Source organism: Bacillus amyloliquefaciens DSM 7 = ATCC 23350 (assembly GCF_000196735.1).
Taxonomy (GTDB): domain Bacteria; phylum Bacillota; class Bacilli; order Bacillales; family Bacillaceae; genus Bacillus; species Bacillus amyloliquefaciens.
The window spans coordinates 37,501-51,108 of sequence record NC_014551.1 but is presented as its reverse complement, the minus strand read 5'-3'; the positions used below and the strand labels follow the sequence as shown (position 1 = coordinate 51,108).

The following is a 13,608-nucleotide window of genomic DNA, read 5'->3' as shown; positions in this document are numbered from 1 at the left end:
TCACGTCTAATATACTGAAAATACACTTTACCTATTATAACGAAAAAAACAGAGGGCGCAAAACCCTCTGAATGAATCGGAATTAATTTAAGATTTTTATTTTGACCTGTTTTTTCCCCCAGCGGTAAGCCGAAGATTTTTCAGGGAAAAAGACATCAATCCGTCTTCCTTTAATGGCCGAGCCTGTGTCAGCGGCCACAGCGTCCCCATATCCGTCTACGTGGACTCTTGTGCCGAGCGGAATGACGCTTGGGTCTACCGCAATGACTTTGGCATTCGGATTACTTGTCAGGTTAACGCCTGTAGCCGTATGGCCGGAACAGCCGCTGCAGCTTGCGGTATATGCCGTGGAAGACACGGTAATCACTTTACCGGAAGATCCGGCTTCGCCCGAAGATGCCTTTGCACTGAGCTGCTCAATCTTGGGACTGTGCCGCTTTGTGCCGACCGCAATGATCTGGTCTTTGCTTTTTTCAGATGTTTCTTCTTTAACAAGCTTTCTCGATACTTCTTTTCCATTTTCTTTAACAACATGAAAATGCTTTTTAAGCTTGCCTTCTTTTCCTTTTTGAACGATCTTTTCTTCCCCGCTGTCGAGTGACGCATCTTCTTTTTCTTTCACTTGATACGCTATTTTTTCCTCAACTACATCGGTGACTTTTTCGATACGAGTGATTTGTATGCCGGCTTGATCTTTTGTGAGCTTTTCGTGTAATGCCGGTTTTACTTTATCTTCGTCTTTCATGTCCATCTTATGCTGCGTTAAAAAGTCAGCGACCGTAGTCGAAGTCGTCCATATTTTCTTTTTCTTTCCCGCATCATTTACAGTGACCTGAAAAGCCGGATCTACCGTGACTTTCATGCCGTTTGTCACTTTCGTATCTGCTGCCGGATCTATTTTATCGTGCTGATTCACAGGTGTATGCTGTTCGTCTAGAAATGCGCCGACTGTTTTTGCCGTTGACCATAAAGTCTTTTCTTCTCCGCCTCTTGTCACGCGGATCTGCTTTGCAGCTTCATACACGACATTCATGTTGTCTGCCAATGCTGTCTGCTTAGAGGGGGTAATCCGGTCTTCATTTCTCGTCTTTATATGTAAATCTTCCAGAAGTTCCCCAACTGTTTTTGCATGAGTGCGTATTTGCTTTTTCTTGCCGTTGATGGAAACAGAGACTGATTGTTTTGAGAGCTCATGCGCCCCGTATGCAGTCCCGGTTCCTCCCAGCAGAATAATAGCTGCAATAAGAATAACCTTGCTTTTACCAAGCTTTACGGAAAACAGTTTTTTCATTTTTTGTGTGATGAAAAACGCCTCCTTCTCCTCGGAGAGATTATATAGAGTATCTAAAATGCTGTCAACCCTCCCATCTCGAAGATCAAAAACCTTCAGCGTATCCCTCATTATGCAAAAACAAAGCAAAAAAAGGAAGAAAGAGATATCGACAACCTATCTTATGAGAAGAAGGAAGCTTGTAGAACTGTTTGATATATCCTCTGAATCGGACAAGCCTTTACACGTTACGACAGCGCATTCTGTCAGTTCATGCGGAAAAGTCTTTTTGCATTTTCAGTTGTAATCGAAGCAATTTCTTCATACGTCAGTCCTTTTAATTCAGCGAGCTGTTCCGCAACATATTTCACGTAGCTTGGCTCATTCCGTTTGCCGCGGAAAGGATGCGGTGTCAGGAAAGGGCAGTCCGTTTCAATCAGCAAGCGGTCATTCGGAATTTCCTTTGCCACTTCTTTTGGTTTCTTCGCATTTTTGAAGGTGACCGGTCCGCCGAATGAGATATAGAAATTCATATCCATACACTGCCGCGCAACCTCCGCGCTGCCCGTAAAGCAGTGCATAATACCGCCGACTTCTTCAGCCCCCTCTTCTTTCAAAATCGTGACAACATCTTCCGTTGCATCGCGATTGTGAATGATGATTGGAAGGTTCACTTCCTTGGCGAGCGCGATTTGTTTTCGGAACACCTCTTTTTGAATATCCTTTGGTGATTTGTCCCAGTGATAATCAAGGCCCATTTCTCCGATTGCCACGACTTTTTCGTGAGAGGACAGTTCCTTAATCCACGTTAAATCTTCTTCTGTCATGTCGATTGCATCTACCGGATGCCAGCCGATCGCAGCGTATATAAAGTGATATTCCTCAATCAGTTCCATCGCCCGCGTGATAGTGGGTTTGTCGAATCCGACAACGACAATTCGTTCAACCTTTTCAGCCTTTGCACGAGCAATGACTTCCTCAAGATCTGTGTCGAATTGCTCGGCGTTTAAGTGCGCATGTGTATCAAAAAGCATCATAAAAACTCCTTTCTTGTTGAAAAACAAAAGGTGTTCGACGGAATGTTACACGTGAAACACCTTTTGCCCCTTATTATTTAATTCTAGTGCCTTTCGGTAATGACTGATCGACAGCTACAACCTTGAGGACACCGTCAGATTCTCCTGCGAGGATCATCCCTTGAGAAAGCTCGCCTCTCAGTTTTACCGGTTTTAAGTTCGTTACACAAATGATTTTCATTCCCACAAGCTGATCCGGTGTGTAATGTTTCGCGATACCTGATACAACTTGGCGCTGTTCAAAGCCCAAATCAATTTGCAGTTTCAACAGACGATCCGCTTTTTTTACCGGTTCTGCGGACAAGACTTCTGCAACGCGAAGTTCTGTATCCATGAATTGATCAAACGTAATTTCAGTAAGGCGCTCAACTTCTTGCGGCTCTTCCGCCTTTTCTTCTTTCACAGGAGCAGTCCCCTGCATTTTTTGCTTGATGTAAGCTACTTCCTCTTCAGCTTCAAGACGAGGGAAAAGCGGTTCCCCTTTTTTCACTTTTGTGCTCTTTAATTGGCCAAATGTCTGAATGCTGTCCCAAGCTTTAAGAGACTGATCCTCAACTCCGAGCTGGGCAAACATTTTTTCAGGTGTTTGCGTCAAGAAAGGCTGAAGAAGTACAGCCGAAATACGCAATGATTCAGCTAAATGATACATGACTGAGCGTAATTCTTTTTCTTTTTCCGGATCTTTTGCCAGCACCCACGGAGCAGTTTCATCAATATATTTGTTCGTACGGCTGATCAATTGCCATAGCGTTGATAAAGCTACTGAAAACTCCATGTTTTCCATTGCCTTTTCATAAGCTTGAACCGTTTCTCCGGCTACAGAAGAAAGCTCTTGATCAAAATCGGTCACATTTCCTTCATATGAACCAATCTCACCGTCAAAATATTTTTGGATCATGGCGACTGTCCGATTCAGAAGATTTCCTAAGTCGTTTGCCAAGTCATAATTAATTCGTTCTACGAAACCTTCCGGCGTAAAGACACCGTCTGAACCGAACGGCACTTCGCGAAGCAGGTAATAACGAAGCTCATCCAAGCCGTAACGTTCAATCAATGTTACCGGATCAACAACGTTTCCTTTTGATTTCGACATTTTTCCGTCTTTCATCAATAACCAGCCATGCGCGAAAACTTGCTTAGGCAACGGGAGATCAAGCGCCATCAGCATAATCGGCCAGTAGATGGTGTGGAAACGGACAATTTCCTTACCGACCAGGTGAACGTCAGCCGGCCAGTACTTTTTGTAAAGCTCGTCATTTTCCGTATCGTAACCGAGCGCTGTAATATAGTTGAATAATGCGTCAATCCATACATACACGACATGCTTCGGATTTCCCGGCACTTTTACGCCCCAGTCAAACGTCGTTCTGGAAACGGCCAAATCTTCAAGACCCGGTTTAATGAAGTTATTAATCATTTCATTTTTGCGTGATTCCGGCTGGATAAATGAAGGGTTTTCTTCATAAAACTTCAGCAGGCGGTCTGCATATTTGCTCATGCGGAAGAAGTATGATTCCTCTTTGATTAATTCGACAGGGTGGCCGCTGTCCGGGCTTTTTCCGCCGACAACCTCGCCCTTCTCATTACGTTCCACATCCACCAGCTGTGTTTCAGTATAGAATGTTTCGTCAGGAATGCTGTACCAGCCCTCATACTCATCCAGATAAATATCACCATTATCAAGAAGCTTTTGAAACACTTTCTCAATGATTTCTTTGTGCCGGCTTTCCGTAGTCCGGATGAAATCATCGTGAGAAATGTCGAGCTGCTTCCACAATTTTTGGATTTCAGCAACAGCGCGGTCTACATACGCTTGAGGCGTGATATTCTCTTCCTCCGCTTTCTGCTGGATTTTTTGTCCGTGTTCATCCGTTCCGGTTAAGTAGCGAACGTCAAATCCCTTTAATCTTTTGTAACGCGCCATTGCATCGCCGGCCACGGTAGTATAAGCATGGCCGATATGTAATTTTCCGCTCGGATAATATATCGGGGTCGTAATATAAAAAGTATTATTCTCTTGCGGCATGTTGCAACCTCCCATTCAGAATGTCGAAAAGCTCACGCCCAAAGGACGAGAGCGGTTTTATTTGATATACAATATTGATATTTGTCCTCTATCTATGATACCATCTTAGCCTTTAAGATCAAGGATATATACGTACTGCGCGTAAAAGAGTAAATAAAATTAAAAATTTTTATTGAAATTAAATAAAGTCTTAACATGTCGAATTTTGTCGTATATAATCTACTAATATAAAACATCTTGGTTCGAAAGTCTTGATTTAAAAGGATTTTCCATAGGATAATAGGTTCGAAAAAGCAGTCAAAAAGCCTGTTATTTCAGGATTTCCAAGGCTTTACTTACTATAAGAACTAATTCTTACAAACAATAGTAAACAAAATGATTGACGATTATTGGAAACCTTGTTATGCTAGGAATGTAAGGAATTTTGTCGAATAATGACGAAGAAAAATATAAACTACAAATAATTATCTCTCGGGAGGAGACTGTTAATGAAATCTACTGGTATCGTACGTAAAGTTGATGAACTTGGACGCGTAGTTATCCCTATCGAACTTCGCCGTACACTGGGCATCGCAGAAAAAGACGCTCTTGAAATTTATGTTGATGATGAAAAAATCATCCTTAAAAAATATAAACCAAACATGACTTGCCAAGTAACTGGTGAAGTCTCTGATGATAACCTTAAACTTGCCGGCGGCAAATTGGTACTCAGCAAAGAAGGCGCTGAGCAAATCATCTCTGAAATTCAAAACCAGCTTCAAAACCAAAAATAAGTTATTTCATACAAAAACCGTTCTTGTTGTGACGCAAGAACGGTTTTTTTATGATTGAATGTGATAAGCGTCATAGATCTCGCGTTTCGGTACGTCCCGATCTACCGCTGTTTGTTTTATGGCCTGTTTGGAAGAAGCCCCTTCATTTATGTAATGTTCCACATGCTCTTTTTCAGAAAGCTCCATCCACCAGGGTTTGTCGTCTTCATCCGGTTCAGCGGCTTGATTGCCTTCGACAACGAGACAGAACTCACCGCGGATTTGGTCTTCATTTGCCCATTCAATTACTTCGGCGATCGTTCCTCTGATGAATTCCTCGTACTTTTTCGTTAATTCCCTCGTGACGGCGATGTTTCGATTTCCCAAAACGGCATGCATTGCTGTTAATGTTTCTTTTAACCTGTGCGGCGCTTCGTAAAATATCATCGTTTCCTGCCGTTTTTTCAGGATTTCGAGTTCCTTCTTCTTTTCTTTTTTCTGTCTGTTTAAGAATCCATAGAAGAAAAACGGCTGCGGGGTGATACCTGATGCGGTCAGCGCGGTTAACGCCGCATTTGCTCCCGGAAGCGGAACGACATATCCGCCGATTTGGGTGAAATCTCTTACAATCTCAGCCCCCGGGTCGGAAATTGTCGGCATACCGGCGTCACTGACCAGTGCCACATTCTTTCCTGTTTTCAGCCATTCAATGATTTTATGGCCGCTGCTTTCTTTATTATGTTCATGATAGCTGGTGAGAGATGTTTCTATGTCATAGACGTGACACAGCTTTTTCGTCTGTCTCGTATCTTCGGCAGCGATGACATCGACCGATTTCAGCGTCTCCACTGCACGAAAGGTCATGTCCTCCAAGTTGCCGATCGGTGTAGGAACAAGATAAAGAATTCCCATTTCGGATTTTCCGTTAAAACTCATCTGGCGACTTAACATATACAGCCTCCTTGCTGCTTCGTTTTTCTTCTATATATTGTTCTTTTTTCTTTCGGGTCAGCTGCTTAAAACGATATTCCGCCTGCATCGCTTCCCGTTTTGTTTCAAATGATTCCGCATGGCATAACGAAACCGGCCTTCTCGCCCTTGTGTACTTTGCGCCCTTTCCCTCATTGTGGGTCTTCAGCCGTTTTTGCAGATCATTTGTATAACCGGCATACAGACTGTTGTCATTGCACAGCAGCACATAAAAGAAATGACTATTCGTCTCCATATAAAATGGTGCGGATCTCTTTCGTATATTCATTTTGTTCATTATATACAAACAGCGGAGGAAGAATTTTGAGATCAGGGCGGCCGCCTTTAATGCCTTCAACCAAAATGGTATTCGCTTCTTTACCTTGTTTCGGATAAATAAACTGCACCCGTTTCGGTTCTATTCGGTATGCTTTCATTAATTCAAAGATTTCCAAAAGCCTTCCCGGCCGATGAACGAGGGCCGCTTTTCCGCCTTGTTTCAGCAGTTTGCTGCTGACGGAAATCACATCTTCAAGCGTGCAAAGAATTTCGTGCCTTGCGATTCTGAGATGTTCGTTCAGATTCTGCTCAGCCTCTTTCGGCGTTTTAAAATAAGGCGGGTTGCAAGTGACAACGTCATATTTATTATGTCCGAGTCTATCCGGCATATTTTTCAGATCATCATGAATGAGGCTGATCTGACCGCCCAGACCGTTGTATTCGACACTTCGGAGCGCCATATCATACAAACGCTCCTGAATTTCAACCCCTGTGATATCCGCTTTTGACCTTGTGCTGAGCAAAAGCGGCACAATCCCATTTCCCGTACATAAATCAACGATGTTGCCCTTTTGAATCGGAACGTATGCAAACTTTGACAGCAGCACGGCATCTAGCGAAAAAGCGAAAACCGTCGGGCTCTGTACAATTTTCATATCCTCTGCTAATAAGTAATCCAATCTTTCATCATCACGTAATGAAACCATAATCTTATTCCTTTCAGCACTCTTTGAAAAAGGCTTCCGACATCAGCGGAAGCCTTTTCCTTATTTTTTATTTAAGAAGGACAGACAAAAAAGGCAATCTCCCTTGCGGACGCTCCCATAATGGACGTTGCAAATATGAAAGCCTTCTTGATACAGCCGGGCCAGATTATCGTACCCTTCTCCTATATCACTCTGCTCTGCCTTCTGTGTTTTTGTTTCTTTCTGATCGGCCTTGAATTTCTCAATTTGCTCTGTCGTGTCATCAAGCCGCTTCCGCAAATGCTTATTTTCAAGCTGCAGATGGTGATTCTCTTCAATCATTTCGCCGATATGCTGCTTTAAGTCACCCAGCTGACGGTACAGCGAACCGATTTGTTCCTCCAGGTTTATGACAGTATCAATTAACTCTTTTTTATCCAAGGTTCCACACCTCGTTAATCTGTGGTTTGTGCGGATACGACGCCCTCTTCCAAGAGCTCTTCCCAAGTATATTCTATCACTTTTTCACGATTCTTCAGTTCCACCTGAAGCACCCGTTCCAGAATATTAAGACCGACAACCTTTGCGGGGCCGTTTGCCGTTGTAATCATTTCGCCTAAATCCGGTAGCTGTTCTTTCGCCGTCTCATACTCATCATTTTCGTACTTCAAACAGCACATCAAACGGCCGCACAGACCCGAAATTTTCGTTGGGTTCAACGATAAATTTTGGTCCTTCGCCATTTTGATGGACACCGGTTCAAAATCACCGAGGAACGTGGAGCAGCAAAGCATTCTCCCGCACGGGCCGATACCGCCGAGCATTTTCGCTTCGTCTCTCACACCGATTTGACGCAATTCGATTCTTGTTTTAAAGATAGAAGCCAAGTCTTTGACCAATTCCCTGAAATCAACCCGTCCGTCGGCTGTGAAGTAAAAAATGACTTTATTGCGGTCAAACGTAAACTCAACATCAACCAGTTTCATATCTAAGCCGTGATCAGCCACTTTTTTCTGACAGATTTCAAAAGCGGACAGGGCCTCTTGTTTGTTTTCTTCTACAATGAGAAGATCGCGTTCATCAGCAACGCGAATGACTTTTCGAAGCGGAAGCACAACATCATGCTCGTCCACTTGTTTATTTGCGATGACAACCTGTCCGTATTCGACACCTCTTACGGTTTCAACAATGACGCAGCTGTCCTGTTCTATATCAAATCCGTTCGGATCAAAATAATAAATTTTTCCCGCTTTTTTAAAGCGGACGCCTATTACGTTGTACAAGCTTATCCCTCCTGCAACGTTAACACCAAGTGCTCCATTAATCCCTGCGCATTCACATTGGAATGAAGCCGTTTTTTTGCTTCTAAAACAGCGAGAATTTGGTTCGTAACGCTTTGTTGTGTAAATTGCAGCGCATGCTGTTTTATTGATTGGAATAAGTCTTGATAAATCAGTTTATCTTCATTTCCAATTTGGATGGATAATACATCACGGTATATCAATAAGAGCATATCAAGACCCATTTCTTGATGGGTTTTTTCTTTGAAAAAGGGCACCCACTGATCCTGAATGAAGAAAAAGGCATGTCCTTTCCGCTGATGTAAGACTTCATACAATTTTATCACTTTCGCTCTGGACTCTGCAAACTCATCATTTCGACTTAATTCGACTGCTTCCGCAATGTTATTTGTCATATTTGCTAAGAGTCTGGCCATGTGAGGGCTTACTTCCTGCTCCATCAGTCTCTCTTCTATCGCTTTCGGCTGAAGCGGCTGAAACGGAAGAACCTGACATCTCGAAACGATGGTATCCAGTATTCTGTGGAGCTGCTCAGTAATGAGAATTGCGATGGTGTCTTGACTCGGCTCCTCTAAAAATTTCAGCAGACTGTTTGCCGCATTTGTCGTCATTTGATCCGCATGGGATATAATGTACAGTTTTTTATGCGATTCCAGTCCGGTTTTAGAAAACTCCTCCTGCAGCGATTGGATCTGAGCCTTTTTAATTGATAGTCCGTCGGGCTGAACCACGTGCAGGTCAGGATGGTTTCCGGATGCAATACGCTTGCAGTTCCGGCACTCCCCGCATGGCTCAGTCCCGGCTTCAAGGCAAAAAAAGCTTTTTGCGAGAAGCAGTGCGGCATCCAATTTGCCCGTACCTTTTTTGCCTTCAAACAGATATGCGTGAGAAAGCCTTTTCTTTTCAATGCTATTATGCAAAAGCCGCATCACTCTGGGCTGCTGCTCGGTCATTTCCTTCCATGATATTGCCATTGTATCACTCTCTATGTGTAAAGGTTAATCAATAAACCTTTTATTTCTCCGATTCGATCCAGCAAATCAATTGCCGGTTTTTCCTGATCCAACATCTCTTCCGTCAGCTGAATCAGTTTTTCATCTATTTCTTTCACAAGTCCCAGGGTCCGGCTGTTGCCGTACAGGTCGAAGCTTTTCGCCGTCTCATGCGATAACCCGCTGTCTACGGCCTCTTTTACAAAACGCTTCACCAGCCCTTTGAATTTTGCTAAGTCTTTGAAGTTCCTCGATTTCGTCAGTCTTTTCCCGAACGTTTCTATATCCGTTAAGAACCTGCTTAGCTGATCAAACTTCAGCTTACTGCTTTGGCTGTCCATTGAACTTTTAAAAGTTCCGGAAAGCTCTGCCACTTTATAGGCAGGCTGCTGCTTTTTCTCAATAAAGGTGCGTAAGTCAGAATTTATTTTCACGTCGTCAAATCCTTAAAATTGATGAAATTCATCGACCGGAAGGACAAAGACCGTCGCTCCGCCGACTTCCACTTCGACGGGATATGGAACGTAAGAATCCGCATTCCCGCCCATCGGGGATACCGGGGCAATCATCTGATCGCGTTTACAGCCATTTTCTTTAATGAGGCTGAGCGCTTTATCGACACGGATATCTTCCACTCCGATCATAAACGTCGTATTGCCTGATTTAAGAAATCCGCCTGTTGTCGCAAGCTTCGTCACCCTGAAGTTGTGGTCGGTTAATACTTTCAAAAGCCTGTTGCTGTCCTGATCCTGCACCACTGCCACTATTAATTTCATTCTCTAGGCCCCCTTTAGGTTGGAAAGAACATTGTCGTTACATTCATTATATCAACTTATGAGAAACAGGTCACAACTGAATTTTTTTCAATGCCTCATTTATCACCTGAAGCGCGTCTTGAATGACGAATTCCTTCTTTCTCGATGCGTCGATTGTATGGAATCTTTCCGGAAAACGCTGCATGACTTTTTGGTACCCTTCCCGTACTTTCGTGTGAAAATGCAGCGCCTCAAGGTCGAGACGATTCTTTTCTCTTGAATCATTCGACGTAATCCGTTTCAGCCCTTCTTCCGGATCGATAGAAAAATAGATGGTGACATCAGGCATCGTATCGCCAATTGCAAACCGGTTGATAGAAAAAACTTCATCAATGCCCAGTCCTCTCGCATAGCCTTGATAAGCCAGTGAGCTGTCGATGAAACGATCACACAGTACAATGCGCCCTTCTTTCAATGCAGGCTGCACCTTTTCGACTAAATGCTGTCTTCTGGCCGCGGCGTAAAGGAGCGCTTCCGTTTTGGCATCCATCAGTGTATTGTTTTTATTTAAGATCACTTCTCTGATCTGCTCAGCAATGTCAATGCCGCCCGGTTCTCTTGTCGCTGTCACCGGGTGCCCCTCCGCCGACAGAATATCTTTTATTTCCTGAAGCACTGTCGTTTTTCCTGCACCTTCAGGACCTTCAAATGTAATAAATAAACCGCTCATGATTTCTCCTCTTCTGTATAAACAAGTAATTGTTCCCCGTTTAACAAGCCTTGAATATGCGCATCCATGCCGATTAAACGGGAAAGCTTTTGTACGATCTCTTCTGTTATCCGTTCTCCGTCCATGATAAGCGGGATTCCCGGAGGATAAGGAATAATATTCCCCGCATGCAAGCGACCGGCCGCTTTATTCATATCCGTAAGCTCTTTTGCAAACTTGCGCATTTCATTTTGCGGATATTCAAGTGTCGTAATGGATGGGAATGTCCAATCCACTGCTTCCGGCAGTCTATCGGGCGGTGTATTCTCCAGTTTCTGCTGTATGTTTTTTACGGTTTCCTGTTTAATCATCCGCCGGCCGCCTATCGGCAGTACGAGCAATACTTGATACTCGTCAGCCAGCTCGGCAAAAATGCCTTCGCTCTCCAAAATATTTTGTAATGAATAGCCGGAATGTCCGAGCTTTGAGCGAAGAATGAGTTTTAACGGGTCCGCTTTGATCCCATATCCGGAGGGCTCGATTACTTCAATAGAAGAAATTGATGCGAAGTTCCGTTTTATTTGCTCAATGTGCGCTATATGAACAGGGAGTGTTCCTTTTTCAGCGATATCCTGTATATAAGCGCGCGCCGTATCTAAAGATGCCATAATCGGATATGACGGGCTGCTGCTTTGCAAACTGCTTAGATAATAGGTTAATCGATCTCTGTCAATCCGGCTGCTGTTTAAATGAAAGTAAGATCCCATCGTCATAGCCGGAAGCGTTTTGTGAGCCGATTGAACAACTGCATCCGCCCCCATAGCCAATGATGAAGGCGGGAACGGTTCACCCAACACAAAGTGAGCACCATGAGCCTCGTCTACCAGTACAGGGACGCCGTATGAATGAGCTTTTTTAACTGCCGCATTCAAATCGGCAGCATGCCCGTAGTAAGTCGGGTTGGTCAGAACAAGGCCTTTCGCATTCGGATATGACGCTAACGCTTTTTCGATGACTGAAAGGGATACATAGGAAGGCACATGCATATTTTTATCAATTTCCGGTGCCAAATACACCGGCTTGGCTCCGGCCATTGCCACCGCATGAAAAACAGATTTGTGACAATTACGCTGAATCAGGATGGGTTCGTCCGGTTCACAAACAGCCAAAATCATCGCCAGGTTGCCGGCAGTCGTTCCATTGACGAGAAAGAAGCTTTCCTGAGAGCCGTAAAGCCTGCTCACCAAATCTTGTGCTTCTTTGATGACTCCCGTTGGGTGATGCAAGTCATCAAGCCCCGTGATCTCAGTCATATCAATAGATAAAAGAGATTGATATACAGATTTGGCTTCATCAAAAAAGACATCTCCATTGTGATGTCCCGGAACATGAAAAGAATACGTATTTCGGTGCGCATGCTTCAGCAGCGCTGTATATAAAGGTGTGTCCATTTTTAAACAAATCCTTTGCCTGTCTTTCTTATTATATCGTGCCTGTGAGCCAACTTAAAGCTAAGACTTTTTGCCAGCTAGACGTCATCACGGCCGAGCGTCATATTAAGCAGCTTCTTTTTCAAGTCGCCTTCCATGATAACAAGCTCCTCTTCGGCACGTTTGCGTTTCATCCTGCCGTCTTCTTGAATAGACATGATTTCTTCAAGTGTGCTGACTAAGCTTTCCTGCACTTTTTTGAGGGTATCTGCCTCAACAAGGCCTCGCTCATTAGCTTTGGCTGTCTCGACTGTACTTGTTTTCAGAAGTTCAGCGTTTTTCAGCAGCAATTGATTTGTCGTATCAGCCGCCTTCTGCTGCGCATCTGCCGCACTCCGCTGCCTCATAAGCGTCAGCGCGATCGCAACTTGATTCTTCCATAATGGAATAGCCGTAACAATGGAGGACTGAATTTTTTCCGCCAGTGCCTGATTCGTGTTTTGAATCAAACGGATTTGCGGCGCACTCTGAAGCGTAATCTGCCTGCTCAGAAGCAGATCATGCACTCTCTTATCCAGACGGTCGGCAAACTGGCGAAGATCATTCACTTCCTGCGCGGCCATTTGATTGTGTTCCCGTGATTCGGCTTTTCTTGCCGCTTCGGGAATCAGCTTTGTTTTCAGCTCATCTAACTTTAATTCACCCGCCGCTATATACAGATTTAAGTCAGAGAAGTATTGTTTATTTTGGGCGTACAGTTGATCTAACAGTTTATTGTCACTCAACAGCACATTTTTAGAATGCTCGAGCCTTCTGCTGATACGCTCAATCTGCACACTTGTCTTTTGATATTTCGAAAGCACTTCCTGCACAGAACCAGATACCCTTTTAAACAAACGGGCGAAAAATCCTTTATTCTTCATCTGCAGATCATCAGGGTTTACCTGGTCAAGCTTCCTCATCAGATCAGCAAGTATCTGTCCCATCTCTCCCGCATCTTTTCTTTGAACATGCTCTATCATCGTGTGGGAAAATTCCAGCAGATTCGTTTGCGCCTGCGAACCAAACAGAACAATGCTTTGCATGTTCTCATGGTCCAGTTTTTCAGCGAGCTGACGTGCAGCTTTTCTTTTTTCTTCCGGCAGCGTATCTGCAAGCTTTGGATTAGCCTGATCATTTTGAACATCCATATCATCGGAACGGTCTTTGGCCATTTCCTTCCCCCTATCTTATTTTCTCAATGAATGCTTTGCCATATCTAATTCAAAGTGCAGATCGTCGATGTCTTCTTTCATCAGTTCATGAAGGTCCTCTTCCAGCCTTCTGGAAAGCTCCGCAAGAGTCATCCTCGTCTCACTCAAGG

16 protein-coding genes (1 of these 16 only partly in view) are annotated in these 13,608 nt (G+C 44.0%); 1 reads left to right on the top strand and 15 read right to left on the bottom strand.

What is annotated here, in order from left to right:
• Window positions 1–82: 82 nt before the first annotated feature.
• From BAMF_RS20480 to metG, 3 genes are all read right to left on the bottom strand, one after another.
• Window positions 83–1,402: a G5 and 3D domain-containing protein gene (locus BAMF_RS20480; RefSeq protein WP_014471348.1), complete on the bottom strand. Its 1,320-nt coding sequence runs from the start codon at window positions 1,400–1,402 to the stop codon at window positions 83–85.
• A gap of 134 nt (window positions 1,403–1,536) precedes the next feature.
• A complete protein-coding gene (locus BAMF_RS20475; protein ID WP_014469598.1) occupies window positions 1,537–2,304 on the bottom strand; it encodes a TatD family hydrolase in 768 nt (255 codons plus the stop codon).
• 76 nt (window positions 2,305–2,380) lie between these two features.
• On the bottom strand, window positions 2,381–4,372 hold the full coding sequence (gene metG, locus BAMF_RS20470) for a methionine--tRNA ligase (protein WP_013350752.1): 1,992 nt from the start codon (window positions 4,370–4,372) through the stop codon (window positions 2,381–2,383).
• 482 nt (window positions 4,373–4,854) lie between these two features.
• Here metG and abrB point away from each other — a divergent pair, with 482 nt between their 5' ends.
• Window positions 4,855–5,145 carry a transition state genes transcriptional regulator AbrB gene (gene abrB / locus BAMF_RS20465; protein ID WP_169510469.1) on the top strand — a complete coding sequence of 97 codons (291 nt, stop codon included), beginning with the start codon at window positions 4,855–4,857 and terminating at the stop codon, window positions 5,143–5,145.
• A gap of 48 nt (window positions 5,146–5,193) precedes the next feature.
• On the opposite strand, the gene rsmI is transcribed toward abrB, so the two are convergent.
• From rsmI to BAMF_RS20405, 12 genes are all read right to left on the bottom strand, one after another.
• Entirely contained in the window at window positions 5,194–6,075 is an 882-nt protein-coding gene (rsmI, locus tag BAMF_RS20460) for a 16S rRNA (cytidine(1402)-2'-O)-methyltransferase (RefSeq protein ID WP_013350751.1), read from the bottom strand.
• Window positions 6,050–6,349, bottom strand: a complete 300-nt coding sequence (locus BAMF_RS20455; RefSeq protein WP_013350750.1) for a GIY-YIG nuclease family protein — start codon at window positions 6,347–6,349, stop codon at window positions 6,050–6,052. Before BAMF_RS20455 ends, rsmI begins: the two co-directional genes overlap by 26 nt.
• On the bottom strand, window positions 6,336–7,079 hold the full coding sequence (locus tag BAMF_RS20450; RefSeq protein WP_013350749.1) for a tRNA1(Val) (adenine(37)-N6)-methyltransferase: 744 nt from the start codon (window positions 7,077–7,079) through the stop codon (window positions 6,336–6,338). Before BAMF_RS20450 ends, BAMF_RS20455 begins: the two co-directional genes overlap by 14 nt.
• Window positions 7,080–7,139: 60 nt before the next feature.
• A complete protein-coding gene (gene yabA / locus BAMF_RS20445; RefSeq protein WP_013350748.1) occupies window positions 7,140–7,499 on the bottom strand; it encodes a replication initiation-control protein YabA in 360 nt (119 codons plus the stop codon).
• Between the two features lie 14 nt (window positions 7,500–7,513).
• The gene (ricT, locus tag BAMF_RS20440) at window positions 7,514–8,341 is read right to left on the bottom strand and encodes a competence/sporulation regulator complex protein RicT (RefSeq protein ID WP_013350747.1); all 828 of its coding nucleotides are present in this window, start codon (window positions 8,339–8,341) and stop codon (window positions 7,514–7,516) included.
• Between the two features lie 2 nt (window positions 8,342–8,343).
• Window positions 8,344–9,333, bottom strand: coding sequence for a DNA polymerase III subunit delta' (gene holB, locus BAMF_RS20435; protein WP_013350746.1), 990 nt, complete (start codon window positions 9,331–9,333; stop codon window positions 8,344–8,346).
• 11 nt (window positions 9,334–9,344) lie between these two features.
• A complete protein-coding gene (locus BAMF_RS20430) occupies window positions 9,345–9,785 on the bottom strand; it encodes a YaaR family protein (protein ID WP_013350745.1) in 441 nt (146 codons plus the stop codon).
• Window positions 9,786–9,797: 12 nt separating this feature from the next.
• A complete protein-coding gene (gene darA, locus BAMF_RS20425) occupies window positions 9,798–10,127 on the bottom strand; it encodes a cyclic di-AMP receptor DarA (RefSeq protein ID WP_004264734.1) in 330 nt (109 codons plus the stop codon).
• 70 nt (window positions 10,128–10,197) lie between these two features.
• The gene (gene tmk, locus BAMF_RS20420) at window positions 10,198–10,836 is read right to left on the bottom strand and encodes a dTMP kinase (protein WP_013350744.1); all 639 of its coding nucleotides are present in this window, start codon (window positions 10,834–10,836) and stop codon (window positions 10,198–10,200) included.
• Window positions 10,833–12,266: an aminotransferase class I/II-fold pyridoxal phosphate-dependent enzyme gene (locus tag BAMF_RS20415; RefSeq protein WP_013350743.1), complete on the bottom strand. Its 1,434-nt coding sequence runs from the start codon at window positions 12,264–12,266 to the stop codon at window positions 10,833–10,835. Before BAMF_RS20415 ends, tmk begins: the two co-directional genes overlap by 4 nt.
• A 77-nt stretch (window positions 12,267–12,343) precedes the next feature.
• Entirely contained in the window at window positions 12,344–13,459 is a 1,116-nt protein-coding gene (locus BAMF_RS20410) for a toxic anion resistance protein (RefSeq protein ID WP_013350742.1), read from the bottom strand.
• A 15-nt stretch (window positions 13,460–13,474) separates the two neighbouring features.
• Window positions 13,475–13,608, bottom strand: the 3' end of a protein-coding gene (locus tag BAMF_RS20405; protein WP_013350741.1) for a 5-bromo-4-chloroindolyl phosphate hydrolysis family protein. Its footprint extends 481 nt past the window's final position; only the last 134 of its 615 coding nucleotides appear in the window; its start codon lies off the right edge, out of view; it ends in the stop codon at window positions 13,475–13,477.